Below are 26,370 nucleotides of genomic sequence, written 5' to 3'. Positions count from 1 at the left end.
TCTGGCGTTGACTTTTGGCACGCTGTTGAGTTCTCAAGGAACGGACGCTTCCTTCAGACCCTTTTCACGGGGCCCTCCGGGCGCTTCCCTTCGGTGTTTCCAAACTCTATCAGGCTCTTTCCCTCATCCTGACCACCACCCTGCGGGCACGCAGAGGTTTAGACCAGTTAGGATCTCGGCTTGATAGGTGCTGCCGACCCCCGACTCAAAGTCGCGTTGGGGTCAGGCAGGGGTACGACAGTACCTGCCGCCGAGAGATGAGGCAAATCGTTTCCGGTGCCCCCTAGGTCCGCCAACTGGCAGCTCTCGTGCGGAACTAGGACTTCCTATGACTTACCCTTCTGAACAGCGCGCCGTCCGGTAACAGGCTAGGGACGGCGACGCAACGAATCTCCGCCCCTGGGAGGCTCCATGACCACAGTGACGTCCCCTCTTGCCGGACGTGCCATCGGACTCGCGGCCGTGCCGGACCCGGTCTTCTCCGGTGCGATGGTCGGTCCGGGTACCGCTATTGACCCCGTGCGTGAGCCGTCGGAGGCCGTCGCCCCCGTTGACGGCATCGTTGTCTCCCTTCACCCGCACGCCTTCGTCGTCGTCGACGACCAGGGGCACGGTGTGCTGACGCACCTCGGAATCGACACCGTTCAGCTCAACGGCGAGGGCTTCGAGTTGCTCGTCAACAAGGGCGACACGGTTCAGCGCGGACAGGCTGTGGTGCGCTGGGACCCGTCGGCCGTCGAGGCCGCGGGCAAGTCCGCCGTCTGCCCGATCGTGGCGCTCGAGGCAACGGCCGACTCCCTCTCCAACGTCCGCGAGGACGGCGACGTGAAGGCCGGCGACACGCTCTTCGGCTGGCAGTGACGGCGAGTCGGACATCCATCGCGGCGGCACAGACCGTCGCTCAATCGGAGACGGGTGAAATGGAGACAACGCTTCGAGGCGTCGGCGTGAGCCACGGTGTGGCGATCGGCGAGGTTCGGCACATGGGCACGGCGGTTCTGGAGCCGCCGGCCAAGCAGATTCGGGCGGAGGACGCGGAGCGCGAACAGGGGCGCGCTCGCCAGGCCGTGGAAGCTGTGGCCGCCGACCTGATAGCGCGGGGCAATCTGGCTGGGGGCGAGGCGCAGGCGGTGCTCGAGGCCCAGGCCATGATGGCGCAGGACCCGGAGCTCATGGCCGACGTGGATCGGCGCATCGCCGTCGGCAGCACTGCCGAGCGCGCGGTGTACGACGCGTTCGCCGCGTACCGGGCGCTACTGGCGGGTGCCGGCGAGTACCTGGCCGGACGGGTCGCGGACCTGGATGACGTGCGGAACCGGATCGTGGCGCGGCTGCTGGGTGTGCCGATGCCGGGTGTGCCGGACAGCGACGAGCCGTATGTACTGATCGCCCGGGACCTCGCGCCCGCGGACACGGCGCTGCTCGACCCGGCGCTGGTGCTCGGGTTCGTCACCGAGGAGGGTGGGCCGACCAGCCACAGCGCGATTCTGGCGCGGGCGCTCGGAGTACCCGCCGTGGTGGCGCTGCCGGGTGCCCGGGAGCTGGCCGAGGGCACGCTCATCGCCGTCGACGGCAGCACCGGCGAAGTCTTCGTCGAGCCGAGCGACGAGAAGCGCGCGCAGATGGAGAAGGCCGCCGCGGAGCGTAAGGCCGCGCTGGCCGCTTCCAGTGGGCCCGGCGCGACGTCCGACGGGCACAAGGTGCCGCTGCTGGCGAATATCGGCGGGCCTGCCGATGTGCCGGCCGCTGTCGAGGCCGGTGCTGAGGGCGTCGGTCTGTTCCGTACGGAGTTCCTCTTCCTCGACGACAGCAAGCAGGCTCCGTCGGAGGAGAAGCAGGTCGAGGCCTACCGCAAGGTGCTGGAGGCGTTCCCCGAGGGCCGGGTTGTCGTGCGGGTGCTGGATGCGGGGGCCGACAAGCCGCTCGACTTCCTGACTCCGGCCGATGAGCCGAACCCGGCGCTGGGTGTGCGCGGGCTGCGCAGCCTGCTGGACCACCCCGAGGTGCTGCGTACCCAGCTGACGGCGCTGTCCAAGGCCGTCGCCGGACTGCCGGTGTACCTCGAGGTCATGGCGCCGATGGTGGCGGACCGTATCGACGCCAAGGCGTTCGCGGACGCGTGCCGTGAGGCCGGACTGAAGGCGAAGTTCGGCGCGATGGTCGAGATTCCGTCCGCCGCGCTGCGGGCGCGCTCGATCCTGCAGGAGGTCGAGTTCCTGTCGCTGGGCACCAATGACCTCGCGCAGTACACCTTCGCCGCCGACCGTCAGGTGGGTGCGGTGTCGCGGCTGCAGGATCCGTGGCAGCCGGCGCTGCTGGATCTGGTCGCGCTGTCGGCCGAGGCCGCGAAGGCCGAGGGCAAGAGCTGTGGTGTGTGTGGTGAGGCTGCCTCCGATCCGTTGCTGGCGTGTGTGCTCACCGGTCTTGGTGTGACCTCGCTGTCGATGGGTGCGGCGTCGATTCCGTACGTCCGGGCCACGCTGGCGAAGTACACGCTCGCTCAGTGCGAGCGGGCTGCGGCAGCGGCGCGTGCCACGGACACCGCGGACGAGGCGCGGGTCGCCGCGCAGGCGGTGCTCTCCGGCGAGTAGTCGGTACGCGGTTGGTCAGTAGGTGATCGAAGGGGCTTCCTGCCAGGCACGGCGGGGAGCCCCTTCGGCGTTCAGTGGTGGTTGTCCGGCTCGTCGGTGGTGATGTCGAAGCCCGCGCAGTACTCCACGCCGGGCTCGGGGGACAGTGGTTCGCCGGTGGCCGCGTCCGTGCAGTAGGCGTTGAAGACCTCGCCCGCGGTGAGCGGGAGGAGGCGGCCCTGGTGGAGCCGCCAGCCGTGGAGGCGGTCCGGGGCGCCCTCGGTGCTCGTGCGCAGCACCAGTCCCCCCGGGCTTTCGAGGGCGATGCCTGTCGCGAGGACGGTGACGAATTCGGCGCCCTCGGATGCGTCCAGTTGGGCAGGCTCGTCCGTACCGGCGTCGGCGTGGAGGACGGCGAGGAGCTGTTCGTCGGGGGCAGGGACGCTGCAGACGAGGTGGTGTCTGCCTGGTCCCGCCGCTTCGAGAAGTCGCATCAGGATGCGGGAGGCCCGGTCGAAGGCGGCCCGGCCGACGTCCTGGCCGCAGTCTGCGCACTCGCCAAGGTCGGCGAGGAGCATGGTCGCGTACTCCCAAGTGGCTTGGCGAACGGCCTTGTTGATCAGTTGGGGCAGCAGGTTGTCGAGCGGCTGTCCCGTGTACGTGAGGCCGGTGCCGCGGCCGGCGATGTCGGCGGTGTAGCGGCTGCGGCTGGCGGCAGCGTCCGGGTCGAGGCCTGCTTCTGCGCAGTACTCCGCGAAGTCCTCCGGGTCGAAGAGGGCGACGGTCGTGTGGAGTTGGCTGCCGGCGAGGGTTTTGAGCAGGGCCTCGATCTGGCGTAGGTAGGTCGGGTGGTCGTCGAAGGTGAAGGTGCGGTAGTGGCGCATGGCGGTGAAGTCGTGCTCGTCGGCGAGGAGGGCGACGGTGCTGGGGACTTCGCGGCGGAGGGTGCGGCGGAGGGCTGCGTCGGTCTTGGGGGGCCGGCGCCTGGACTGGTTGGTCGACTTGGGCTGTTTGGCCTGCTTGGGCTGCTTCGGCTTCTTGACGTACGCCATTTCTCCCCCTGGGTGCGGTCGATTGCTGGTGACTCACCGTAATCGACGGCACTGACAATGGGCTGGGGGAGCGCCTGCGGCGGGCCTTCCCCCACCCCGCCCCTTCCCGTAACTGGGGCTCCGCCCCAGGCCCTGCGCCTCAAACGCCGGCGAGGCTGAATTCGGGGCTCCGCCCCAGGCCCCGCGCCCGGCGCGCTGGATGGTCCCGTCGGCTGGGGCGCGCTAGGAGCGGTTGCGGGCCAGGGCCTCGTAGAAGCGCAGCAGGTCAAGGTTGTCGACCGAGCCCGGGTTGACCGCCTTGGACATGGGTGCGCCCTGGAGGAGGCGCTTCACCGGGACCTCGATGCGCTTGCCTGTGAGGGTGTGCGGGACGCCGGGGACCTCGATGATGTCGTCCGGGACATGGCGTGGAGAGAGCTGTTCGCGGATCGTCCGCGTGATCCGGTCGCGCAGGTCGTCGTCGAGGGCAGCGCCTTCGACGAGGTGGACGAAGAGCGGCATCCAGTAGCCGCCGTCCGGCTCTTCCAGACCGATGACCAGCGATTCGCGGATCTCGGGGAGACGTTCGACAGCTTCGTAGATGTCGGCCGAGCCCATCCGTACGCCCTGGCGGTTGAGGGTGGAGTCGGAGCGGCCGTGGATGACGACGGAGCCGCGGTCGGTGATGGTGATCCAGTCGCCGTGCCGCCAGACGCCGGGGAACATCTCGAAGTAGCTGTCGCGGTAGCGGCTGCCGTCGGGGTCGTTCCAGAACCGGATCGGCATGGACGGCATGGGGTTCGTGACGACCAGTTCGCCGACCTCGCCGATGACCGGCTTGCCCTGGGGGTCCCAGGACTGAAGATCGGTACCGAGGCAGGCGGCCTGGAGTTCGCCGATGTGCACGGGCAGGGTGGGCACCGCGCCGGCGAAGCAACTGCACACGTCCGTGCCGCCGCTGACGGAGGCGATCCACAGGTCGTCCGCCACCTCGTCGTGCAGCCAGCGGAAGCCGTCGGGCGGGAGCGGGGAGCCGGTGGTGGCAACGCACTTGATACGGGACAGGTCGTGGTCGCGGCCGGGGTGGACGCCGGCCTTGCGGCAGGCCATGACGTACGCCGCCGAGGTGCCGAAGAGGGTGGCTTCGGTGCGCTCGGCGATGCGCCACTGGGCGCCGGTGTCGGGATAGCCGGGGCTGCCGTCGTACAGGACGACCGTCGTGCCGGTGAGCAGGCCGGAGACGAGGAAGTTCCACATCATCCAGCCGGTCGAGGTGTACCAGAAGAAACGGTCCTCGGGGCCGAGGTCGCAGTGCAGGCCGAGCTGCTTGAAGTGCTCCAGCAGGATGCCGCCCTGCGACTGGACGATGGCCTTGGGCAGACCTGTCGTACCGGAGGAGTACAGCACCCACAGCGGGTGGTCGAAGGGGACCTGCTCGAAGACCGGTTCGGTGTCCTGAGAGGTGACCGCCGACCAGTCGAGAGCACCCTCGGGGGCTTCCGTGCCGAGCAGCGGGATGTGGATCACCGCGCGCAGGGTGGGGAGTTCGCGGCGGAGCTCGGCGACGGTCTCCGTGCGGTCGTGCACCTTGCCGCCGTAGCGGTAGCCGTCGACGGTGAACAGGACGACCGGCTCGACCTGCTGGAAACGGTCGAGGACGCTGCGGGCGCCGAAGTCGGGGGCGCAGCAGGTCCATACCGCGCCGACGGCCGCGGTGGCGAGGAGTGCGGCGACGGCCTGCGGGATGTTGGGCAGGTAGCCGCTGACGCGGTCCCCGGGGCGTACGCCGAGGGCGCGCAGTTCGGCTGCGAGAGCGCCCACCTGGCGGCGGAGCTCGGACCAGCTGATCGGGGTCGGCTCATGTGTCTCGTCCACATACAGCAGCGCCGCGTCATGGGGGCGCTCCTCGGCGGTGCGCAGGGCATGCTCGGCGTAGTTGAGCGTGGCGCCGGGGAACCACTGGGCGCCAGGCATGGCGGAATTCGCGAGGACACGCTCGTACGGAGTGGAGAACCGCACGTCGAACCAGTCGGCGACCGCCTGCCAGAAGGTCTCGAGCTCGTCGACGGACCAGCGGTGCAGCGCCGCGTAGCCGCCCTCCGCAGGCGCCCCGTGGCGCTCGGCGGCCCATGCCTGGAAGCGGGTGACCCGGGCGGCGGCGATGCGGTCCGGGTCTGGCTGCCAGAGGGGGGCAGGGTTCGCTGCTGAGGTCATGGGGCGGCTCCCGGGTGGCTCTACACGGTGTCTGCGTGCGTCACGCGCACGTGCGGGGTGTGCGCGTGACGCGGCTGACAGGGACGATGCCACGTGATCGTCTTTCGCACCAGGGCTCTCCACCCATGGTCGGGCGGGAGAATATGTGCTCTGACCACTGGTGAACGGGAGTTGAACAAACCCCACATCCGCTCGGCCGGATGGCAGGCTGAGCTGCATGGACGGTCGGGATCTGGTGCGTTCGGTACGAAGTTTCGGAACGGTGCAGGGGCTGCGCGCGGCACGCTCGGCCTGGCGGCAGCGGCGGACCGACGCCCGGGAGCTGCCGAAGAGGGGGGCGGAGCGGGCACGGGTGCCCGGGCCCGTGACCGGCGCCGAGCCGCTGCCCGGGGGCGGCATCCTCCGGTTCGCACGTTCGGAGCTGCGCATCCGGGTCACGGCGGGCGGCACGGTCTTCTGGGGCTGGGACGGTGCGGGGCCCGAGCCGTCGTACGCACTCGCCGACGGACCTCCCGATCCGGATCCGCGTGCCGAGCTCGAGCCCGACAAGGACGGCGGCTGGCGCGTGGTGTCGGAGCGGGTGACCGTGGAGGTTTCCCGCAAGGGCGCCGTGGAGATCCGTACGCCGGGCGGTGTCGTTCTGCGCCGGGATCTGCCGCCGCGCTGGTGGGAGCCGGTGCGGGGCGGTCCGGCACGGTGGGTGCAGCGGACCGAAGTGCCCGCGGACGCGCGCTTCTTCGGGCTCGGCGGGCGGGCCTCGGGGCCGCGCCTGCGGGGCGGCACATACCGGCTGTGGAACACCGACCCCAGGGGCACCTTCGGTCCCGGCGACGACCCGCTGTACATCAACATGCCCGTCCAGCTGGTCGTGGCGGACGCCGGCACCCATCTCGCCTTCCACGACAACTCGTGGGACGGCCGGGTCACCCTGCACGAGGGCGAGGAGGGCGCGGGCTCGGGACACGACCGGCCCGGCACCAGCGAGGTACGCATGGACGGCGGGCCGCTGCGCTGCTGGGTGGTGGTCGGCACTCCCGCGCGCGTACTGGCCGGCTGGACGCAGCTGACGGGCGCGCCCGCGCTGCCGCCGGCCTGGGCGCTGGGACCGCAGCACGCCCGGTGGGGTTTCGGCAGCGAGCGAGAGGTGCGCCGGATCGTCGCGGGCTACCGGGACCGGGAACTGCCGTTGTCCGCCGTCCATCTCGACATCGACCACTACGACGCGCATCAGGTGTTCACCGTCGACCGCGAGAGGTTCCCCGACCTGCCGGGCATGGCGAAGGACCTGCGCGAGGACGGGGTGCGGCTGGTCTCCATCGTCGATCCTGCGGTGAAGGCGGAGCGTGGGAACGCGGTGTACGACAGCGGGTCGGCAGCCGGGGCGTTCGTACGCGATCCGCGGGGCAGGGAGGTGCGGGGCGTCGTCTGGCCGGGCGAGTGCGTCTATCCGGACTTCACCGATCCGGCGGTCCGCCAGTGGTGGGGAGAGCTGTACGAGGAGCGGCTGGCGCAAGGCTTCTCCGGGGTGTGGCACGACATGAACGAGCCGGTGTCCTTCTCGCCCTTCGGCGACATGACGCTGCCGCGTTCGGCCCGGCACGCGCTCGAGGGGCGGGGCGGCGATCACCGCGAGGCCCACAATGTGTACGGTCTCGCGATGGCGCAGTCCGGGTACGAGGGACTGCGGCGGCTGCGTCCGGAGGAACGGCCGTTTCTCTTCTCGCGCTCCGGCTGGGCGGGTATGCAGCGGTACGGAGGCACCTGGTCCGGCGATGTGTCCACCGGCTGGCCCGGGCTGCGGGCCTCGCTCTCGCTGGTCCTTGGGCTCGGGCTGTGCGGCGTGCCGTACTCCGGTCCTGATGTGGGCGGATTCGACGGCAGTCCGTCGCCCGAGCTGTATCTGCGCTGGTTCCAGCTGGGGGCGCGGCTGCCGCTGTTCCGTACGCATGCGGCGATCGACGCGGGGCGCAGGGAGCCGTGGGAATTCGGGCCCGAGGTCCTCGCGCATGCAAAGGCCGCCCTCGACGAACGGGAGCGGCTGCGGCCCTACTTCGTCACACTGGCGCATCTGGCGCGGCTGACTGGGGCGCCGTATGTGCGGCCGCTGTGGTGGAGCAGTCCGGAGGACCGGGTGCTGCGCGACTGCGAGGACGCCTTTCTGCTCGGTGACGCGCTGCTGGTCGCGCCGGTGCTGGAGAGCGGGACGGACCGGCGGGCGGTGCGGCTGCCGCGCGGCCGGTGGTACGACACGGCGACGGGGCAGGCGTACGACGGGCCGGGGCAGGTGCTGGTGGACGCTCCCCTTTCGCGGATCCCGGTACTGGCGCGGGGTGGTGCGGTGATTCCGGTACGGGGCGCGGACGGCGGGATCGAGCTGGAGGTGTGGGCGCCGGCCGAGAGGCGCGGGGGCGGGGGGCTGGTGGTCCCGGACCTGGGGGACGGTTGGGAGGAGGCGGAGGTGGAGCGGTACACGTCGCGGCTGGTGGACGGGCGGGTCGTGGTGAAGCAGGTCAAGGGGAACCGGTCCGGTCCGCCGAGGTGGCGGGTACGGGTGCGGGGGCTGGGGGCGCGGGCGTAGCGGCACGGGCCCGCGGGTGCGGGTTGTGGCGGGGCGGGGTGAGTGCACGTTCCGGGTTCGACTCCGCGGCGTCGGCGGCAAACTGGCCGTACGCGGCGGGGCTGGGTGCCCGGGGGGCGCCCGCGAAGCCACCCACCGGACACCAACCACCAAGCCCCCCGGCCCACAGCCCACGGCACCCACGAACCCGGGTGACTACGCGTACCGTCCCTCGAACCATCTCCGTACCGCGATCGTGTGCAGCGGGAACGTCAGCTCCGTGGGCGCATGGAGCAGGTGCCAGCCCGCCGTCTCGGGCGTCGGGGTCGGCGGTGGGAGGTCCGCCGCCGGGCGTTGTGGCAGGAGGCCGAACAGGAGCAGATGGCCGTCCGGCGCGCTGAGTGCGTCCGCGAGGTGAACCTCCTCGCGCGAGGCCTCGATGCCGGTCTCCTCCGCCAACTCCCGTACGACCGCCTGCTGCCAGTCCTCACCGTGGTCGATGTAGCCGCCCGGCAGCGCGATGCCTCCGCGCCTTGGTTCAATCGTGCGGGTGATGACGACGAGACCGGTGCCGTCGGCGTCGTACGCGGGCAGCAGCGCGACAGCGACCGGCAGCGGATTGCGGTAGGCCGTCTCGCCGCAGGCCGGGCAGGTGCGGGGCCAGCCCGTCAGGGAGCCGTACGGCGCCCCGCAGTTGCCGCAGTGGGAGTCCATGGACACGCGCGGACTGTATCCGATCACCTTTTCCCGCAGGGCCGGGAACTGGTAGAGCGTGTGCGCATGACAGGACTTGCTTCCGCTTTCCGCACCCTCGTAGCGACGGCCGCCGCACTCTTCGCCGTCACCGCCGCCCCCGCGGCGCAGGCCGAGTCCGAGCCGAAGGCACCCAGGGAGTTCGTGGCGCTGCGCTCCGTCGACCCGACGATCATCCAGGAGATGCGCTACATCACCCGGCACAACTTCGTGGGTGAACCCGTCGACGGCTACCGCCAGCCGCTCTGCATCCTCACGCGGGCCGCCGCCCAGGCGCTGCACAAGGCGCAGTCGAAGCTGCTCCGTCGGGGCTACTCGCTGAAGGTGTACGACTGTTACCGGCCACAGCGGGCCGTCGACCATTTCGTCCGGTGGGCCAAGGACCTCGATGACGAGGCCATGAAGGAGGAGTTCTATCCCCAAGTCGACAAGTCGCGGCTGTTCGACGACGGTTACATCGCGGAGAAGTCCGGGCACAGCCGCGGCAGCACGGTCGATCTCACCATCGTGAAGCTGCCTGCCCTGCCAACCAGGCCGTACATTCCCGGCGAGCCCCTCGTCCCCTGCCATGCGCCCAAGTCCGAGCGCTTTCCCGACAATTCCGTGGACATGGGGACCGGTTTCGACTGCTTCGACACGCTGTCGCACACTGATGACCCCAGGATCCAGGGCAAGCAGCGCGCCAACCGGCAGCTACTGAAGGGCACTCTGAGTGCGGTCGGCCTTGTGAATCTGCCCGAGGAGTGGTGGCACTTCACCTACAAGCCGGAGCCGTTCCCCGACACCTTCTTCGACTTTCCCGTCGCTTGGCGTTCGGTAGCCGGGCACTGAAGGAGGCCGCTGCGGAACGGGCGGCCGGGACCATCCCCGTAGGCTCCGGCGGCCCGTTCTCCGGTATCGGGCGCGGCCGGGCCGTATCAGGTTCGCTGCCGAGGGATTACGGTGCCGCCATGACGCAGCAGACGTTTGACTCGTACGAGGAGTTCTGGCCGTACTACGTCGCGATGCACTCCAGGGCGGCCACCCGGTGGGTCCATCTGACCGGCACGCTGACCGGTCTCGCGATCAGTGCGTACGGGCTGGCGCGCGGCCGGAAGCGGTATGCGGCCGCCCTGCCGCTGATCGGCTACGGAACGGCCTGGCCCGCGCATTTCTTCATCGAGAAGAACAACCCCGCGACCTTCGGGCATCCGGCCTGGTCGCTGCGGGGTGACGTGCAGATGATCCGGATGATGCTGGCAGGCAGGGACCGGGAACTGGCCGAGACCGCCGCCAAGTGGCTCGCCGAGAACCGCTGACCCGTGGCACACTTCTGACGTTCCGTCAGATTGCTGTGCCGGGGAGGGATCTTGACGCGCACACCCGTGGTGGCCGGATGGTTCACGCAGGACAGCGATGAGGAGGACTTCCGGCTGCTCGGCACCCGCTGTGCGGCCTGCGCGTCGGTCTTCTTCCCGCGCGAGGACTGCTTCTGCCGCAACCCGGCGTGCGGGGGCGGGGAGTTGGCGGAGGTGCCCCTGTCCAAGCGGGGACGGGTGTGGTCGTACACGGACGGGCGCTATCGACCACCCGCGCCGTATGTCTCTGACCCCGATGCGGAGTGGGAACCGTACACACTCGTCGCCGTCGAGCTCGAGGCCGAGCGGATGGTGGTCCTCGGGCAGGCCGTGCCGGGTGTGAGAGTCGCCGATCTCGCGGTCGGGATGGAGGTCGAGGTCGTGCCCGGCGTGCTGAACGAGGACGCGGAGACGGTCTGGACGACCTGGCACTGGCGGCCCGTGGGGGTGGCGTCATGAGCGGCGAGGTGGCGGTCCTCGGGGCCGGAATGCACCCCTGGGGCAAATGGGGTCGCAGCTTCGTCCAGTACGGCACGGCCGCGGCCAGAGCCGCGCTGGCCGATGCCCGGATCGACTGGCGGCAGGTGCAGTCGGTGGTCGGCGCGGACACCATGCGCTGCGGCTATCCCGGGTATGTGGCAGGGGCGACTTTCGCGCAGGCGCTCGGCTGGCAGGGGGCACGCGTCAGCAGTGTCTACGCGGCCTGTGCATCGGGCGCGCAGGCGATCAACACCGGGCGCTCCCAGATCCTGGCGGGCATGGCTGACGTGGTGCTGGTGGTAGGTGCGGACTCCGCGCCGAAGGGTTTCTTCGCACCGGCCGGCGGCGATCGGCCCGACGATCCCGACTGGCTTCGCTTCCGGGTGCTCGGGGCGACCAACCCCGCCTACTTCGCGCTCTACGCCCGCCGGCGTATGGCCCTGTACGGCGAATCCGCCGAGGACTTCGCGCTGGTCAAGGTGAAGAACGCGGCGGCCGGGGCGCTCAACCCCAACGCCCGCTACCGCAAGGCCGTCTCGGCCGCGGAGGTGGCCGCCTCCGCGGTGGTCGCCGATCCGCTGCGGCTGCTCGACATCTGCGCGACGTCCGACGGCGCGGCCGCGCTGGTGCTCTCCAGCATGGACTTCGCGCGCCGGCACGGGGCCGGCGAGCCGGTCCGTATCCGCGCGGTCTCCACCGTCTCGCCGACCTACCCGAAGGCCGTACTCGACCTCCCGGACATCGCGACCGACTCGGCCGCCGCCATGGACCCGCTCCCGCAGTCGTTCCGGGCCTCGATCACCGGGGCCGCGTACGAGGAGGCGGGCATCGGGCCCGAGGATCTCTCGCTCGCCGAGGTGTACGACCTCTCCACCGCCCTGGAGCTGGAGTGGTACGAGGACATCGGGCTGTGCGGGGCCGGCGAGGGTGCCAAGCTGGTGCGCGAGGGGGCAACCGCACTCGGCGGGCGGATTCCCGTCAATGTCAGCGGCGGTCTGGCGTCCTTCGGCGAGGCGGTGCCCGCTCAGGCCATCGCCCAGGTCTGCGAGCTGACCTGGCAGTTGCGCGGCACTGCCGGAGCCCGTCAGGTGCCGGGGGCGCTCACCGGGATCACCGCGAACCAGGGGCTGTTCGGCCATGGCTCGGCGGTCGTCGCCGTCCGGTGAGCGGACCCTGAAGGCGACCTCCCGCTGCCTTACGTTCCCCGGTACCGTGTCAACTCACAGGCCGTGAACTGCGCTTGCTGTCAACGACCTTGACGCCCCATCACGGCCGGTGAAAACTGCCTCTTCGTCGGCATCGCCGCCACTTCGGCACGCTCACCACGCTCGTCACGGACGCCGGGCCGGGTACGGGAGACTCCCCTGCCCCCGGCTCCGTAGCCATGGAACGCCATGGAGCACGCATCCTGCACGGAGGACCGGGGCCCAGGCCCCGGCCGAGGGCATAGGAGCCGCCATGAGCAATGGAGACATTTTCATCGGTGAGGTCATCGGCACCGCGATACTCATCCTCTTCGGCGCGGGCGTCTGCGCCGCCGTCACGCTCCACCACTCCAAGGCAAGGGCCGCGGGGTGGGTCGTCATCGCCTTCGGCTGGGGTTTCGGCGTGCTGGCGGGCGCGTACACCGCCGCGCCGCTGTCGGGTGGGCATCTCAATCCGGCCGTGACGCTGGGCGTAGCCGTCGACACCGGGGAGTGGAGCAAAGTGCCGCTCTACATCCTGGCGCAGATGGTCGGCGCGATCCTCGGCGCCGTACTCGCCTATCTCGTCTACTTCGCGCAGTTCCAGGCCAACGCGGACAAGAAGAACGCACAGCCCACGCTCGGAATCTTCTCCACCGGTCCGGAGATCCGCAATCCCGTCGCCAACGTGATGACCGAGATCATCGCGACGATCGGCCTGGTGCTGCCGATACTCGCCTTCGGCAAGAACGACGGCATCGGCATCGGGCAGATACCCGGGCAGGACGCCGGGATCTACGGCTCCGGCATCTCCATACTGCTGGTGTCGCTGCTGGTCGTCGGTATCGGTCTCTCGCTCGGCGGGCCGACCGGTTACGCCATCAACCCGGCGCGGGACCTCGGACCACGCATCACCCACGCACTGCTGCCGATCCCCAACAAGGGCACCTCCGACTGGGGTTACGCCTGGGTGCCGGTGGCCGGGCCCGTGATCGGCGGGCTGCTGGCCGGCCTCATATTCAACGCAGCCTTCTAGGCCTTGTGGCCACTTCGACAAGAGGACGTCATGACGGACAAATTCGTCGCCGCAATTGACCAGGGCACCACGTCCAGCCGCTGCATCATCTTCAACCAGGACGGCGCGATCGTCGCCGTCGACCAGCGCGAGCACCGTCAGATCTTCCCCAAGCCGGGCTGGGTGGAGCACGACGCCACCGAGATCTGGTCCAAGGTGCAGGCGGTGGTGGCGGGGGCGATCGCCAAGGCGGGCCTGCGGGCCGACCAGCTCAGTGCCCTCGGCATCACCAACCAGCGGGAGACGACGGTTCTTTGGGACCGGACGACCGGCAAGCCCGTACACAACGCGATCGTCTGGCAGGACACGCGTACCTCCGCGCTCTGCAACGAACTGGGCGGCACGGACGGACAGGACCGTTTCCGCGACGCGACCGGACTGCCGCTCGCGAGCTACTTCTCCGGGCCCAAGGCAACCTGGCTGCTGGACAATGTGCCCGGCCTGCGCGGCCGGGCCGAACGCGGTGAGATCGCCTTCGGGACCATCGACTCCTGGCTGATCTGGAACCTCACCGGCGGCACCGAGGGCGGGGTCCATGTCACCGACGTGACCAACGCGTCGCGCACGATGCTGATGAATCTGCAGACCCTGCAGTGGGATCCGGCGATCCTGGCGGCGATGAATGTGCCGCAGGCGGTGCTTCCGGAGATCAGATCGTCGGCGGAGGTGTACGGGACGGCCGTCGGCCAGCTCGCGGGTGTGCCGGTGGCCTCTGCGCTGGGCGACCAGCAGGCCGCGATCTTCGGGCAGGCCTGCTACGACACGGGCACGGCCAAGAACACGTACGGCACCGGCAGCTTCCTGCTGCTCAACACCGGCAACCGGCCCGTGCCGTCGAAGAGCGGGCTGATCACCACGATGGGGTACAAGATCGGCGAAGAGGCGCCGGTGTACTGCCTGGAGGGATCGATCGCGATCACCGGCGCGCTGGTGCAGTGGTTCCGGGACCAGCTGGGCATCATCCGCGGCGCCGAGGAGATCGAGACGCTGGCGGCGAGCGTGGACGACAACGGCGGGGCGTACATCGTGCCGGCCTTCTCCGGGCTCTTCGCTCCGTACTGGCGCTCCGACGCACGCGGTGTCATCACCGGCCTGACCCGTTACGTCACCAAGGCGCATCTGGCGCGAGCGGTGCTGGAGGCGACCAGCTGGCAGACCCGCGAAGTGGTCGACGCGATGTATCAGGACTCCGGAGTGCAGATCACCACGCTCAAGGTGGACGGCGGTATGACCTCCAACAATCTGCTGATGCAGCATCAGGCGGATGTGCTGGGGGTGCCGGTGATCCGGCCGAAGGTCTCCGAGACGACGTGTCTGGGGGCCGCGTACGCGGCGGGGCTCGCGACCGGCGTCTGGTCGGACCTCGACGAGCTCAAGGCGCACTGGAAGCGCGATGTGGAGTGGTCGCCGCGGATGGGGGCGCAGACCCGCGAGCGCGAGTACCACAACTGGCGCAAGGCGGTGGAGCGTAGCTTCGGCTGGCACGAGGAAGGGGACGAGTGACCCCATGCTGACTCACGGCCCGTACCCCAGTCGGTGGGGGTACGGGCCGTGGCTCGCCCATCGGTCGGCTGACGACGTGCTCGCGTCGGCGGCGCGGCGGTAAGGCGTCCGCGTGTTCGCGCTAACGGTCGGCGCGGGGGTCAGGCGTCCGCGTGCTCGCGCCTGCGGCACACGCACGCAGGGGGTCAGGCGTCCGCGTGCTCGCGCTGCCGGTCGGCGCGGACCAGCGCGTGCTCAACGACCGCCACCAGGACCTCCTTGGCCGACTCGCGCTGGCGCGCGTCGCACATCAGCAGCGGCACCTCGGGGTCGAGGTCGAGCGCAGCCCGTACGCTCTCGCTGGGGAAACGGCCCGCCCCCTCGAAGCAGTTGACTGCGACGGTGAAGGGAATGGAGCGGCGTTCGAAGTAGTCGATGGCCCCGAAGGAGTCCTCGAGGCGGCGGGTATCGGCGAGCACAACCGCACCCAGCGCCCCCTGCGCCAGCTCGTCCCAGAGGAACCAGAAGCGGTCCTGGCCCGGCGTGCCGAAGAGATAGAGCACCAGGTCCTGGCGGAGCGTGATACGCCCGAAGTCCATGGCGACGGTGGTGGTCGTCTTCTGCTCGACGCCCGCGGTGTCGTCGACAGGACGGCCCGCCTCGCTCAGCGTCTCCTCCGTACGCAGCGGTCTGATCTCGCTGACCGCGCCCACCAGAGTCGTCTTGCCGACGCCGAATCCGCCCGCGACCAGGATCTTCAGAGTCACCGGCTCGACGGGCGGCGTTCGGCGGCTAGAGCGCCCGAAGACCATTGATCACCTCGCGGAGAATGCTCACATCCGGCAGTTCGGCCGGCGGAACGGGACGGGTTACATGCACCAGTGCGTCCTCGACGAGATCGCCGACCAGGACCCGGACCACTCCGACAGGGAGGTCCAGGGTGGCAGCGAGTTCGGCGATCGACTGGGGGGTGTCGCCGCACCGCTCGACGATCTCAACATGCTCCGGCGAGAGCAACTGGTCGCGGCCGGGGTCGTCGGCCGCCGCCTCCGGCACGACGAGGGCGATCAGATCGAGGCGGTGGCGGGTGGCGGTGCTTGTCCGGCCGCGCGTCATCGCGTACGGACGGACGACCGGGCCGGCTTCGGCGTCGAAGAAGTGGTGCGGGTTCCGAGCGTACTGAGCGGAGTCACTCATGCCGGCCACTCACCCCCCGGGTTGGCCGGTCCGTGGAGCGGTGGCCAGGTGCGCTCCGACCCGCTTGACCATGAGCGTCATCTCGTACGCCACCAACCCGACGTCGGAGTCCGCGTCGGCGAGGACGGCCAGACAGCTGCCGTCACCCGCGGCCGTGACGAAGAGAAAGGCCTCGTCCAGCTCCACGACGGTCTGGCGGACCTTGCCCGCCTCGAAGTGGCGGCCGACGCCCTTGGCGAGGCTGTGGAAGCCGGAGGCGACGGCGGCGAGGTGCTCGCCGTCCTCGCGGGTCAGTTCCCGGGAGGTGCCCGTGGCGAGGCCGTCACCGGAGAGCACCAGTGCCTTGCGGATGCTGGCGACGCGGTCCACCAGTTCGTCGAGGAGCCAGTTGAGTTCGCCGGATCGCCTGGTGGTTGTGGTCATGCCGTCGCCGGTGGCGTTGGGTGCTGCGGCGTGTGGTGCGGTCATCGACCGTCCCCCTCCGATGTCGTTCCTGGTGCGGTCTCGCCGGGGCCGGTGGCCTGGTCGGTGGCCACTTCGTACTCTGCCTCTTCGGCATTCTGGCGGCGGCCGCGCTGCCAGCCTCGTTGCATGGAAGCCATCCGGTTGCGTACTTGTTCCGCATCTCGTTCGACGTCCTGCCCCGCGGCCGGGGCTGTGGTCTGTTCGGCGGCTGTGGCGCCCTCCCTGAGCTGGGGGGCGAGGCTTGCCTGACGGACTCGGCGGGGCAGGCCGTCGACCGTTGCGGGTGGGGGTGCCGATGCCGGGTCGGGGTCGGGCTTGGGGGTGCGCGCGTTGTCCGGCGACGGTGCGGGCGCGGGCGCTGCCGGGGCGGGCGCGGGCCAGGGCGCGCGGCGTGGCTCAGGGGCGGGTGCGGGTCCCGGCCAGGGCGCGGGGCGCGACTCCGGCGCGGATGGAGACCATGGCCCGGTACTCGGCTCCGGCGCGGGCGTGGGCTCTGCGGAACGCTGGGGCTCGGGTGCCGGGGCCGGGTGGGTGCGGCCACGATCGTCCACCCTGCGGCCGTGGTCGGTGACCAGGGTCGGCGGCTTGCGGCGGGGCAGCGGCACGGGCCCGGAGTTCCGCTCGGGCGTCTGGTCCAGCGCCTGTTGGTGCTGCTCGTCCGGGGTCGGGCGGCGGCGGTCGCGGGCCCTGGCGCGGAAGATCCCGCCGCGCTCGCTCTCCGTGTCCTCGATGTCGGCGAGGGAGTCGGCCCCGCCGAGGCCGGGGCGGTCACCTCCGAGGCCGGGCCGCTCCTCGAAGCCCAACGCGCCGACGGGTGCCTCCAGTTCGACGGGTCCGTCGAGCAGCGCCGCGCCGCTGAGCTGGGTGGGGACCTTGGAGAGCGCCGTGAGCTTGCCGTCGCTGCCGCGCCGCCCCGCCGCGCTCTCGCTCTTGCGGTCGAGGCGGAAGCCGGTGCCCTGGGTCTCCGGGGCTTCGGTGAGCAGGGCCGCGGGGATGAAAACGATCGCGGTGGTCCCGCCGTACGGCGAAGGCTGCAGCGAGACCCGGACGTTCTGCCGCTGGGCGAGCCGGCTGACGACGAACAGGCCGAGCCGGTCGGTGTCGGAGAGCTCGAACTCGGGGGTCTCCGCGAGCCGCAGATTGGCGTCGAGCAGCACTTCCGGGGCCATACCGAGCCCGCGGTCGTGGATTTCGAGGGTGAAGCCGTTGGCGACCCGCTCGCCGTGCACCTGGACGCCGGTGTGCGGGGGCGAGAACACCGTGGCGTTCTCGAGCAGTTCGGCGATGAGGTGGGTGAGGTCGGCGACCGCGGGGCCGCCCACACCGATGCGCGGCAGCCGGCGCACCTCGATGCGCTCGTAGTCCTCGACCTCGGCGACCGCGGCCCGTACGACGTCCATCAGCTGGATCGGCTTGCGCCACTGCCGGGAGGGCGCGGCGCCGGAGAGGATCACCAGGCCCTCGGCGTGCCGTCGCATACGGGTCGTGAGGTGGTCCAGACGGAACAGGTCCGCGAGTTCCTCGGTGTCCTCGGTGCGGCGTTCCATGGTGTCGAGGAGCGTGAGCTGACGGTGCAGCAGTACCTGGTTGCGGCGGGCGAGGTTGACGAAGACATCGGAGACTCCGCGTCGCATGTCTGCCTGCCGGACGGCGGCCTCGACAGCGGCCCGCTGAAGCGTGTTGAGCGCTTGGCCGGCCTGCCCGATCTCGTCCTTGTCGTAGTCGAGGCGCGGCGCTTCGGTCTCGATGTCCACATGCTCACCCGCGGCGAGGCGGCGCATCACGCTGGGCAGACGTACGCCGGAGACCTCGTGGGCCTCCTTGCGCAGCCGGGAGAGGTCGCGGACGAGGTCGCGCCCGATACGTACGGACACGATGACCGAGACCAGCAGGGCGAGGAAGCCCAGTACGCCCGCGACGCCGGCCTTGACGAAGACGCTGTACGCGGCGGGCTCGACGCGGTCCTGGTAGCGGACGCCCGCCTCCTTGGCCTCGCGGGCGAGGTCGTCGAGGACGGGGGTGGCGACCGCCTGCCACCGGGCTGCCTCGGACGCACCGGTGTTCCTGACGGGGCCCGCGGTGATCAGGCGTTCCTCGGCGTCGCGCAGGGGCGCGGTCTTGGGACTGCGCCAGTACTGCTCGTAGACCTCGCGCTCTTTGGCGGGCAGGACTTCGAGGTTGGTCTCGTAGTACAGCTCGCGCTTCGCTACGAAGTCGGAGAGCGCGCGGATCTCATCTGCGGTGATTTTGCGCGTGGTCAGCGAGGAGGCCATAAGGGCGTCCTCGCGGGAGAGCATCTCCATGGCGCGGACGAGTCCGACGAGGGCGCGGCCTTGCCGCTCCATCTCCACGTCGTTGAAGGCCTGGAGTGTCAGCAGGAAGCTGTAGCAGGGGTCGACGACCCGGTTGTAGAAATCCAGAGCCTGGTTGCGGGAGACGGTCCCTGTCTCCACGGAGCGGCGCAGAGCGCCCAGTTCGTCGAGTGCCTCGAGAAGCGAGTTCAGCTTCTGCGCGGTGTCCGGCCGCATGTCGTCGAGGACTCCGGACTTCGCCATATTCGACTTGATCTCGGCGACGGCCTCGTCGGTGGCCTCGCGCTGGCGGCGCAGGGTGGGCAGGGCCTCCGAAGCCCTGCGGTCCGCAAGGTAGATGAGCGTCTGGCGGCGTTCCTTCTGAATGACGCTGACGGCATCCGCGACCGGATAGCCGACTTTCTCGACGACTGAGCTGACGTCCAGAAGCTGATCGGCCTCCCGACCGGTCAGTACGGTGGCGAAGCCCCAGAGGGCGGTGAGGGAGACGAGCGGCACCAGCAACAACGCCACGATCTTCCGGCGGATGGACTTCCCGCGAAAGCGCATGGCCTCCCCCTGATCAACCCCCGCCCGGTGCGGGTGGTGTTCCGTCAACAAACGGCGTGAGCCTACTACTGTCACACAGACAACTCGAAGGCACGTCCGGACGATTTTCGGCCGAGGACAGACGCCTTGATCACGGGTTGTCCTGGTATTCGGGGAGATGGCATTCCCCGCGGCGTGGGACCGCAGCCGGCGGCACATCATTTTTCGGACCGCTGCGGATGGCTGGAATTTTTCGATCCGCGGGAATCATCCGGCCTGGTCAATCGTCATTCTGTGCGGGGGGCACGGGTGTTCGCACTACGCCGCGCGCATCGCATCGGTTTCGGCTTCGGTTCGCATTCGCTGCGGGTGCCGGAGTAAAGCAGCGGAATCGGGGCAGCCACCCTGATGTCGGACAGAGGTGGGGAGTGACAGGTCCATGGACACGGACGAGCGTCGCGGCGCAGTGCGGGCGACGAGTTATGCGAATGTCTCGCGGCAACTCTGGGTGGAGGAGCCGGCGGTGCGACGGCGCATGGCTGATCCGGTCCGTACGGCAGCGGTGCGCGCGGTGATCATAGCGTCGCTGACGATGATTCAGGGGATGATCGCGTTTCTGTGCACGCTTGCCGGGTCCTGGCTGGCGTTTCCCATGGTGCTCAGCAGCGTGGGCAGCACGGTGGTGGCGACGTGGGCGGTGCTTGACGTGTGGGTGACCCGCCAGGTGTGGAACCAGCGCAATGGCGTGGTGTCCATGCCGAGCAGCACAGCCCGCCAGCTGCGCCGTGAACGCCGCCGGGCACGACGCACGGCGCGGGCGGCGGCGCGCGAGAGTGCACGGATACGGCGACGGGAACGGGGCCAGGGCGGCCGGCTGTCGGAGGCGTGAGGGGGGTGGAGGGCTCGCGGCTCCTTAGACGCCGGAAGGACTGACATTCTCCGGTGGGACCGGGGTTCGCTTGAACATGCGGGTCGCCGTAATCTCGCCGTGCACCGTCTCGCCCGACGGGTCTTGCTGCGGCAGGCCGGGGCGCAGATGCTCCTCCACGCTGATGTACTTCAGGCCCGCGCGCAGATCCGCGTCATTGCGCAGCCGGATGACCAACGGGAATTCGGCGAGGGCCGTGGTGTCGAAGAGCCCTGTCGTATAGAGCAGCTGGACGCCCAGTGCATCGGAGACGGCCCGCTGGAGCTCCAGCAGATACGTCGCGTTGGCCCGGCCGATCGGGTTGTCGAGGAACAGCGTGCCGGCATGCCGGTGCTTGTCCCGGCCGCGGTCGTTGCTGCGCAGAGCCGCCATCGTGCAGTACAGCGCGATGGCCGCGGTGAGCAGCTGACCGCCGGAGAAGACGTCGCCCATCTGCCCGACCGGGACCCGCTCGGCGCGCAGCACCGCGTCGGGCTTGAGGATCTCCACGGCGATGCCCCTCGGCTGCAGCGCTGCCTGAACTCCACGCAGCAGCAAGGACATTCCGTCCCGGCGGCCCTCCCCGTACGCCGCCGTGGAGTTCTTCTTCACGGCCGCGCGGGTCGCCTCGTCGATGACCTCGCCGAGCCGCTCGGCGAGCGTCGCCTGGTCCGGCTCCTCGAAGCGGATCCGCAGGAACTCCTGCCCGGACCACTCGCCGAGCCCCTCCGGAAGACGGGAGAGCCGCTGCGCCGAACGGAGCGTCGTCAGCGCGGACTCCACCAGACCGCGCAGCCGGTCGACGATGGTGTCGCGGTTGCGCTCCAGCTGCTCCAGCTCGTCGGTCAGCACACGCAGCCGGGGCGCGAAGGCCTCCGCCCACTTCGCGGCGTGCTCGGGCAGCGCGGCGGCGGGCAGCTCCCGGATCTGCTGGCGCGCGGGGGTGCGCACCTGCTCGTACCGGGTGGAGTTGGCGTGCCGTACGAGGATGTCGCCGGCTTCCCGCACTGCTGCCTCGGCCACCGACAGGTCGGTGGCGCAGCCACGCAGTGACCGGCGGGCCTCGGCGGCGGAGTGCCGCGCCTCCTCCAGGCTGCCGGGGTACGGCTCGGGCGCCTCCTGCGCGTCGTCCTCGTGGTGTTCCCGCAGAAGGTCGCGCAGGAGCGCGGCGGTCTCGTCGAAGCCGCCGGCCGCGTCCTCGGCGGCGCGATGCGCCTGGAGCAGGCCGGCATGGGCGGCACGGGCCGTCTCCAACGCATCGGTGCGCCCCGCCAGTTCGGCCGTGGCGGTACGCAGCAAGGCCTGCGCCTGTTCGGCGTCGGCGGGGACCAGCTCCTCGGGAAGGTCGGTGTGCGACTCGCCGTGGGGTCCCCCGTGCCGAAGGCCGGGGGACGGAGCCAGCCGCTCGGCCTCGCCGCGGAGGCGGCCCAGCTTCTCGCTGGCCTCCGACGCTCGCGACTCCAGCATCTGTACGAGCGACTCGGCGCGGGCGGCGGCGGCCTGGCGGGAGGGACCGTCGGCGCCGTCCGTACCCTCCAGGAGCTGGGCGGCGCGGGTGCGGACCTTGTTGGTGAGCCTGTCGAGCTCGGCGAGGGCGGCGCTCTCGTCGCTCTCGGCACGGGCCTGTTCGGCGCGCAGGTCGGCGCCGACGCCCACTTTCTCGTACAGCTGGGATGCGGCCCGGTATGCCTCACGCAGCGCGGGCAGCGCGGTGCGCGGAGTGTCCGCGTCCGCCTCCGGCAGGTTCTCCGGGGCACCGGCGATCTCCGCACGCTCTGCACGCAGCGCGCGTGCCGTACGACGGGCGTCGTCACCGGCACGCTGGGCGGCACGGCGGTCCTCGTCAGCGGCCTTCGCGCGCTCCAGGCAGGTCGTGGCGCGGGCCTCGGACTCGGCGGCGTCGTCCGCCAGTTCACGCAGTTTCACCTGCCAGCCGGCGCGCTCACGGAGTCGGAAGGCGAGCCCAGCGAGGGCGTCTGCGGCACGGCGGGCACGCTGGGCCGCGTCCTGGCGCTCGTCGCGCACCCGGGCTGCGTCGGCCGCGGCCTCGTCCGCCTCGGCGCGCACGGTACGGGCTTCGGCGAGCGCCGCCCGCGCCTCCTCGGCGGCTTCGCGTGCGCTCTGGGCGCCCTGCGCGAGTTCGGCGAGCATCCCGGGCGGGCAGTCCGCGCGCCACGAGCCGAGCCGCGCGGCGATCGAACGGTCCCCGGCCAGCCGGGTGGCGAGCGCACGGATCTCCTCGTCCCGCGCGGTCGCCCGGGCCCGCAGCGCCTGCCGCTCCTCGTCGGCCGCGTGTTCGTCGTGCATGGCCGGGTTCGGTGGTACGAGGAACACGTCCCCGTCACCGGCGCCGCCCGGGCCCGGTCCCGGCACCGGGGCGAGCAGCGCGGCGGCCGTGCCGACGGCCACGGCGGACCGGGGCAACAGCGCGGCTGCGCCGAGCACTTCGCGCGCGCGGGCGTGCGAGGCGGGATCGGTGATCACCACACCGTCGACGAGCTCGGGCCGCGCTGCCAGCACGGCGGCGTGGTCGGCCGGGTCGACGGCCTGCGCAAGGTAACGCCAGCCGGGCAGGGCGGGGATGCCGTGCTCGCCGAGGTACTCGACGGTCGCGAGGACGTCGGGCCCGGGGGGCAGCAGACCGCCGTCGCCGAGCGCACCGAGGATGCGGGCGTCGTCGGCGGCGGCGGTGCGCAGGTCGAAGAGCTGCCGCTCGGCGGAGGCGATGCCCTGGTCGAGCAGCTCCCGCAGCTCGTCGGCATACCGGTCCAACTCCTCGGCGGTGAGGGGCCCTTCCGCGGCGCGGAGGGGGGTGGCGATGCCGGCCGAGTTGTCGGTGTGGCGTGCCTGTCCGCTGCCGGGCACCGGGGCGGAGTCGGCACGGGGACCGCCGGTGCCCGGGTCGGCCGCGTCGCCGGAGGCCGCCTCGGCAGCGGCGTCGTTTCCCGCCTGCGACGGGTCGGGCACCTCGCCCGTACCACCGCCGACAGCGGACTCCGACGCGTCCCTCGCGCGCGCTCCCCCGGGCTCCTGGCCGGCCGCCGCCCTCCCCCGCCGTGGTGACGGCACCGCCGCATGCAGCGTCGGTGGCAGACTCAGCAGCTCCGCCAGGCGATCGTCACCGGCGATCGAGTCCGCCGCGCGGCGCTCCGCCTCGTACGCGTGGTCCGCGGCCACGGCCGCGTCCGACGCGCGGGCCGCCGCGAGTTCCGCGCGGGCTTCCGTCGCGGCCGCGTCGCGCGCGTGGTCCGCCGTCGTGCGCGCCGCCTCGCGGGCCGCGTCCCACGCCGCGACCGCCGTCTTCTCCGCGTCGCTCGCCGCCAGCGCCGCCCGCGCCGGGTCGGCGTCGGGTGCGGTGTCGTCGAGCCAGCCTGCCCGTACCGCCTCGGCCGTCTCCTGTTCGACCTCGGTCAGCCGCTGCCGGAGGTGGCCGATCTCACTGCGGGCGCGCTGCGCCTCCGTGGCCGCGGACGTAGCGTCGCGGTGGGCGGCCTCGCCCGCCTCCTGGAGGGCCGCGGAGCGCTCCTCCTCCTCATTGGCCACCCGCTCGCCCGCCTCCGCTGCGGAGTGCAGTGCGCGGACGAGGTCGGCGGCCGCCTTGGCACGGGCGGCGAGCGCCGGGGCGGCGTCCCGTTCGGCCTCGCGGATCGCCGCGGCGACGCGCGCGGAGCGGTCGGCGGCGGCGCGGTGGCGCAGTACGGCTTCCGCGGCCTGCCAGGCGGAGTGCAGCGTACGCGCGTCGGCCAGCTCACGTCGCCGCGCCGCGGCGCCCTTCTCCGCGACGGCCAAGGCCAACGAGGCGTGCCGGTAGGCTAGTTCGGCGGCGATCAGCGAGCTGCGGCTGCGGGCCTGCTCGGCCTCGGTCACCGTGTGGGCGGCGGCGGTGACCTGCTGGGCGAGGTCAGCCGTACGGCCCCGTTCCTGAGCGGCGCGGGCGGAGAGCCGACGGGCCAGCGTGCGCGTACGGCGCTCGGCGCCGGCGTGGATGTCCCGGGCCCTGGTCCGGGCCTCGGCCGCCTCCACGATCCGGCCGAGCAGATCGACCGAGCCGGCCGTGAAGTCGCGTTCCGCGGTGAGTTCGGCGCGGCGGCCGAGCTTGTTGCCGAAGCTGCTGACGAGGTCGGCCAGTCCGTCCGTGTCGCGGGTGTCGGTGACGGCCCGCAGCAGCAGATCGGTGAAGTCGGAGTCCTTCTTGACCGCGAAGAGCCCGGCCGCCTCGCCCTCGTCCGCGTTCATCTCCCGCTGGTAGCGAAACAGTTCGGGATCGAGACCCACATCGCCGAGGTGTTCGTTCCAGCGGTCGTGGATCTCCTCCCAGTACACCTCGAGGTGCGGATACGCCTTGCCCGCCTCGGTGATGGCGTCCCGGAAGCCCTTCATCGTGCGGCGGCGGCCCTGCGCGCCCGACGTGCCCTCGACGGGCGGACGGACAGCGGTCGACTCGGCCACCGGCAGCGAGTCGAGGCTGAGCCCCGGTCCCGGCCGGAAGGAGTACCAGGCTTCCGCGAACTTCCGCGGGTCGCCCGAGACCTGACGGCCCCGCCACTCGCTGACCTTTCCGACCACCACCAGCTCGCCGGTGAGCGTGTGCTGCCACTCCAGGGCGACATGTCCGCAGTCGTCGGCGAGCAGGAACTTGCGCAGTACGCCGGAGCTGGCGCCGCCGAGGGTGTTGCGGTGGCCGGGCAGCATCACCGAGAAGATCAGCTTGAGCAGTACGGACTTGCCGCCGCCGTTCTCCAGAAAGAGCACGCCGGCGGGCGCGGGGCGGCGCGGCGGGCCGACCGGCTCCTCCTCGAAGAACTCCGCCTGTGTGGGGGCGGGGTGCGGCACGGGCTCGCCGACTCCGCGCAGGTCCAGCACGGTGTCGGCATAGCGCGCACCGGCAGGCCCGATGGAGTAGAGGCGGACCCGGGACAGCTCGTACATGGCGGCGGACTCTCGTAGTTGGCAGGGAGGTACGGGATCAGGCGTGGAAGGGCAGGCCGGCGTCGGCCGCCAGCTCCAGGTCGTCCGCGTCGGGCGGCGGCACGAGGGTGGCGGTGCCGTCGCTGACCGGTACGACGCCGAGCTCGATGAGCTCGGCCATGGCCGAGCTGCCCGCCATGTCGCGCACCTGCAGCTGGTAGCGGGCGGTGGTGCGGTACGCGCCTCCGGCGTCGTCACCGGTCCGCTGGAGGAAGCCGGAGTCGGTGAGGAAGGCGACCGCCTTGCCGACGATGCCGGTGGTCGATCCGGCGAGGCGTCGCGCGTCCTTGGTGGCGCCGGTGGCGCTGCGCCGTGCGTAGATCCGCCAGGCGGCTTCCAGGCCGGGGGCGTCGGTGGCGGGGTCGGTGTTCTCGCCCTGCGCGTCGGCGCGCTCCTCCAGGCGGCGGCAGGCCTGGCGGACGAATGCGTCGACGCCGTTGACCGTGAAGCGGCCGATGTAGCCGTCGTCGGCGAGGTCCTCGGGGCGGGGGAACGCCATGGCGGCGACGGCGAGATGGGCCAGACCGTGCAGGAAGCGGTCCGCGGAGTCGGCGGACGCGCGGCGGGCGTAGTCGCCCATGCGGACGGCGAAGACGGAGTCCTCACCGGCGGTGACGGCCATGCCGGCGCGCGGGGAGACTTCGAGGACGACGAGCCCGAGGCCGGTGGCGACGGCGTCGGCGAGCCGGGCGAAGGCGGTCTCTTCGCGGTAGCGGCGGAGCAGTTCGGCGTATTCGGCGTCGCGCGCGGGGAGCAGCTTGGGCTGCAGTCCGAAGGAGACGAGCCGCGCGGCGTCGGCGGCGTCTGCGGGCGTGACGGCGCCGCCGGCGGCGGGCGACGGCTGGGGGGCGTCCGGGTCACGCCACGCGTCGGCGTGCTCTGCGTGGTGGTCGGTCACGGGTGCTCCTGCGGAAGTTCTGGGGTGGAGGTGTGGTCGGTGGGGCGGCGCGGGACGCCTGCGGCGGGCCTCTCCCCACCCCTCCCCCTACGCCCTGACGGGCGTGGGGGGACCCCCACTTCCCGAACTGGAGGCAAGCCCCCACACCCCCGCACGCGCGCTGGGGGTCCCCCCACGCCCTCCGGGCGCAGGGGGAGTGTCCTCAATCGCCGGACGGGCTTGATTTCCGCTGGTCGGCCTGAATCTTCAGGCCGACCAGCGGAAAACTCAGCCCCGCCGGCGATTGAGACGCGGGGTCCGGGGCGGAGCCCCGGAAACAAGCCCCTCCGGCCATTGAGGAGCTGTGGGTCCCCCCACGCCCGCAGGGCGGAGAGGGCGGGTCCGCGGGCGGAGCCCCCGCGCGGGGGCCGGG

General features: G+C 71.3%; 19 protein-coding genes. 10 read left to right on the top strand and 9 right to left on the bottom strand.

Going from position 1 to position 26,370, the window contains the following annotated elements; all coding sequences use genetic code 11:
- Positions 1 to 411 precede the first annotated feature (411 nt).
- Entirely contained in the window at positions 412 to 861 is a 450-nt protein-coding gene (locus ACH492_RS32090; RefSeq protein ID WP_398991659.1) for a PTS glucose transporter subunit IIA, read from the top strand.
- Between the two features lie 59 nt (positions 862 to 920).
- Positions 921 to 2,591 carry a phosphoenolpyruvate--protein phosphotransferase gene (gene ptsP / locus ACH492_RS32085; protein ID WP_398991657.1) on the top strand — a complete coding sequence of 557 codons (1,671 nt, stop codon included), beginning with the start codon at positions 921 to 923 and terminating at the stop codon, positions 2,589 to 2,591.
- 71 nt (positions 2,592 to 2,662) lie between these two features.
- Here the strand turns inward: ptsP and ACH492_RS32080 are convergent, their stop codons facing one another.
- Together ACH492_RS32080 and ACH492_RS32075 are read right to left on the bottom strand one after the other, a co-directional pair.
- Entirely contained in the window at positions 2,663 to 3,622 is a 960-nt protein-coding gene (locus ACH492_RS32080) for a hypothetical protein (RefSeq protein ID WP_398991655.1), read from the bottom strand.
- A 222-nt stretch (positions 3,623 to 3,844) separates the two neighbouring features.
- Positions 3,845 to 5,815: an acetoacetate--CoA ligase gene (locus ACH492_RS32075; protein WP_398991653.1), complete on the bottom strand. Its 1,971-nt coding sequence runs from the start codon at positions 5,813 to 5,815 to the stop codon at positions 3,845 to 3,847.
- Between the two features lie 217 nt (positions 5,816 to 6,032).
- Here ACH492_RS32075 and ACH492_RS32070 point away from each other — a divergent pair, with 217 nt between their 5' ends.
- Entirely contained in the window at positions 6,033 to 8,393 is a 2,361-nt protein-coding gene (locus ACH492_RS32070) for a glycoside hydrolase family 31 protein (RefSeq protein ID WP_398991651.1), read from the top strand.
- Positions 8,394 to 8,588: 195 nt separating this feature from the next.
- Here the strand turns inward: ACH492_RS32070 and ACH492_RS32065 are convergent, their stop codons facing one another.
- Positions 8,589 to 9,086, bottom strand: a complete 498-nt coding sequence (locus ACH492_RS32065; protein ID WP_398991675.1) for an NUDIX domain-containing protein — start codon at positions 9,084 to 9,086, stop codon at positions 8,589 to 8,591.
- Positions 9,087 to 9,152: 66 nt separating this feature from the next.
- Here ACH492_RS32065 and ACH492_RS32060 point away from each other — a divergent pair, with 66 nt between their 5' ends.
- The 6 genes from ACH492_RS32060 to glpK all read left to right on the top strand — a co-directional run bounded on the left by ACH492_RS32060 (position 9,153) and on the right by glpK (position 14,704).
- Complete coding sequence (locus tag ACH492_RS32060; RefSeq protein ID WP_398991649.1) at positions 9,153 to 9,956, top strand: M15 family metallopeptidase; 804 nt, start codon at positions 9,153 to 9,155, stop codon at positions 9,954 to 9,956.
- A gap of 119 nt (positions 9,957 to 10,075) precedes the next feature.
- Positions 10,076 to 10,423, top strand: coding sequence for an Mpo1-like protein (locus ACH492_RS32055; RefSeq protein WP_398991647.1), 348 nt, complete (start codon positions 10,076 to 10,078; stop codon positions 10,421 to 10,423).
- Between the two features lie 66 nt (positions 10,424 to 10,489).
- The gene (locus tag ACH492_RS32050) at positions 10,490 to 10,921 is read left to right on the top strand and encodes a Zn-ribbon domain-containing OB-fold protein (RefSeq protein ID WP_398991673.1); all 432 of its coding nucleotides are present in this window, start codon (positions 10,490 to 10,492) and stop codon (positions 10,919 to 10,921) included.
- Positions 10,918 to 12,108 (top strand): lipid-transfer protein, encoded by a 1,191-nt coding sequence (locus ACH492_RS32045; RefSeq protein WP_398991645.1) that lies wholly within the window; start codon positions 10,918 to 10,920, stop codon positions 12,106 to 12,108. The genes ACH492_RS32050 and ACH492_RS32045 overlap by 4 nt, the downstream gene beginning before the upstream one ends.
- A 292-nt stretch (positions 12,109 to 12,400) precedes the next feature.
- Positions 12,401 to 13,162, top strand: a complete 762-nt coding sequence (locus ACH492_RS32040; RefSeq protein ID WP_398991644.1) for an MIP/aquaporin family protein — start codon at positions 12,401 to 12,403, stop codon at positions 13,160 to 13,162.
- Between the two features lie 30 nt (positions 13,163 to 13,192).
- The gene (glpK, locus tag ACH492_RS32035; protein WP_398991642.1) at positions 13,193 to 14,704 is read left to right on the top strand and encodes a glycerol kinase GlpK; all 1,512 of its coding nucleotides are present in this window, start codon (positions 13,193 to 13,195) and stop codon (positions 14,702 to 14,704) included.
- A gap of 185 nt (positions 14,705 to 14,889) precedes the next feature.
- Here the strand turns inward: glpK and ACH492_RS32030 are convergent, their stop codons facing one another.
- From ACH492_RS32030 to ACH492_RS32015, 4 genes are read right to left on the bottom strand one after another with little or no spacing between them, the layout of a single operon-like run.
- Positions 14,890 to 15,495, bottom strand: coding sequence for a GTP-binding protein (locus tag ACH492_RS32030; RefSeq protein WP_398991640.1), 606 nt, complete (start codon positions 15,493 to 15,495; stop codon positions 14,890 to 14,892).
- Positions 15,476 to 15,880, bottom strand: coding sequence for a DUF742 domain-containing protein (locus ACH492_RS32025; protein WP_398991638.1), 405 nt, complete (start codon positions 15,878 to 15,880; stop codon positions 15,476 to 15,478). The genes ACH492_RS32030 and ACH492_RS32025 overlap by 20 nt, the downstream gene beginning before the upstream one ends.
- Positions 15,881 to 15,889: 9 nt before the next feature.
- Positions 15,890 to 16,348, bottom strand: coding sequence for a roadblock/LC7 domain-containing protein (locus ACH492_RS32020; protein ID WP_398991636.1), 459 nt, complete (start codon positions 16,346 to 16,348; stop codon positions 15,890 to 15,892).
- Positions 16,345 to 19,206, bottom strand: a complete 2,862-nt coding sequence (locus ACH492_RS32015; protein WP_398991634.1) for a nitrate- and nitrite sensing domain-containing protein — start codon at positions 19,204 to 19,206, stop codon at positions 16,345 to 16,347. The genes ACH492_RS32020 and ACH492_RS32015 overlap by 4 nt, the downstream gene beginning before the upstream one ends.
- Positions 19,207 to 19,624: 418 nt before the next feature.
- Here ACH492_RS32015 and ACH492_RS32010 point away from each other — a divergent pair, with 418 nt between their 5' ends.
- Positions 19,625 to 20,074, top strand: coding sequence for a hypothetical protein (locus tag ACH492_RS32010; protein WP_398991633.1), 450 nt, complete (start codon positions 19,625 to 19,627; stop codon positions 20,072 to 20,074).
- A gap of 24 nt (positions 20,075 to 20,098) precedes the next feature.
- On the opposite strand, the gene ACH492_RS32005 is transcribed toward ACH492_RS32010, so the two are convergent.
- Together ACH492_RS32005 and ACH492_RS32000 are read right to left on the bottom strand one after the other, a co-directional pair.
- Positions 20,099 to 25,021, bottom strand: a complete 4,923-nt coding sequence (locus ACH492_RS32005) for a hypothetical protein (protein WP_398991631.1) — start codon at positions 25,019 to 25,021, stop codon at positions 20,099 to 20,101.
- Between the two features lie 37 nt (positions 25,022 to 25,058).
- On the bottom strand, positions 25,059 to 25,958 hold the full coding sequence (locus ACH492_RS32000; protein WP_398991629.1) for a hypothetical protein: 900 nt from the start codon (positions 25,956 to 25,958) through the stop codon (positions 25,059 to 25,061).
- Between the last annotated feature and the right edge of the window lie 412 nt (positions 25,959 to 26,370).

The organism is Streptomyces sp. NPDC019443 (genome assembly GCF_044389785.1).
In the GTDB taxonomy this organism is placed as follows: Bacteria; Actinomycetota; Actinomycetes; order Streptomycetales; family Streptomycetaceae; genus Streptomyces.
The sequence above is the reverse complement of the archived record's forward strand: the minus strand, read 5'-3'. Positions and strand labels throughout refer to the sequence as shown.

What these genes read in the sequence shown, in the direction of transcription:
- ACH492_RS32020 (WP_398991636.1), bottom strand. Translation starts at nt 16,348, where the DNA reads ATGACCGCACCACACGCCGCAGCACCCAACGCCACCGGCGACGGCATG.
- ACH492_RS32065 (WP_398991675.1), bottom strand. Translation starts at nt 9,086, where the DNA reads ATGGACTCCCACTGCGGCAACTGCGGGGCGCCGTACGGCTCCCTGACG.
- ACH492_RS32090 (WP_398991659.1), top strand. Translation starts at nt 412, where the DNA reads ATGACCACAGTGACGTCCCCTCTTGCCGGACGTGCCATCGGACTCGCG.
- ptsP (WP_398991657.1), top strand. Translation starts at nt 921, where the DNA reads ATGGAGACAACGCTTCGAGGCGTCGGCGTGAGCCACGGTGTGGCGATC.
- ACH492_RS32030 (WP_398991640.1), bottom strand. Translation starts at nt 15,495, where the DNA reads ATGGTCTTCGGGCGCTCTAGCCGCCGAACGCCGCCCGTCGAGCCGGTG.
- ACH492_RS32015 (WP_398991634.1), bottom strand. Translation starts at nt 19,206, where the DNA reads ATGCGCTTTCGCGGGAAGTCCATCCGCCGGAAGATCGTGGCGTTGTTG.
- ACH492_RS32010 (WP_398991633.1), top strand. Translation starts at nt 19,625, where the DNA reads ATGGACACGGACGAGCGTCGCGGCGCAGTGCGGGCGACGAGTTATGCG.
- ACH492_RS32055 (WP_398991647.1), top strand. Translation starts at nt 10,076, where the DNA reads ATGACGCAGCAGACGTTTGACTCGTACGAGGAGTTCTGGCCGTACTAC.
- ACH492_RS32040 (WP_398991644.1), top strand. Translation starts at nt 12,401, where the DNA reads ATGAGCAATGGAGACATTTTCATCGGTGAGGTCATCGGCACCGCGATA.
- ACH492_RS32070 (WP_398991651.1), top strand. Translation starts at nt 6,033, where the DNA reads ATGGACGGTCGGGATCTGGTGCGTTCGGTACGAAGTTTCGGAACGGTG.
- ACH492_RS32075 (WP_398991653.1), bottom strand. Translation starts at nt 5,815, where the DNA reads ATGACCTCAGCAGCGAACCCTGCCCCCCTCTGGCAGCCAGACCCGGAC.
- ACH492_RS32025 (WP_398991638.1), bottom strand. Translation starts at nt 15,880, where the DNA reads ATGAGTGACTCCGCTCAGTACGCTCGGAACCCGCACCACTTCTTCGAC.
- ACH492_RS32080 (WP_398991655.1), bottom strand. Translation starts at nt 3,622, where the DNA reads ATGGCGTACGTCAAGAAGCCGAAGCAGCCCAAGCAGGCCAAACAGCCC.
- ACH492_RS32060 (WP_398991649.1), top strand. Translation starts at nt 9,153, where the DNA reads ATGACAGGACTTGCTTCCGCTTTCCGCACCCTCGTAGCGACGGCCGCC.
- ACH492_RS32045 (WP_398991645.1), top strand. Translation starts at nt 10,918, where the DNA reads ATGAGCGGCGAGGTGGCGGTCCTCGGGGCCGGAATGCACCCCTGGGGC.
- ACH492_RS32005 (WP_398991631.1), bottom strand. Translation starts at nt 25,021, where the DNA reads ATGTACGAGCTGTCCCGGGTCCGCCTCTACTCCATCGGGCCTGCCGGT.
- glpK (WP_398991642.1), top strand. Translation starts at nt 13,193, where the DNA reads ATGACGGACAAATTCGTCGCCGCAATTGACCAGGGCACCACGTCCAGC.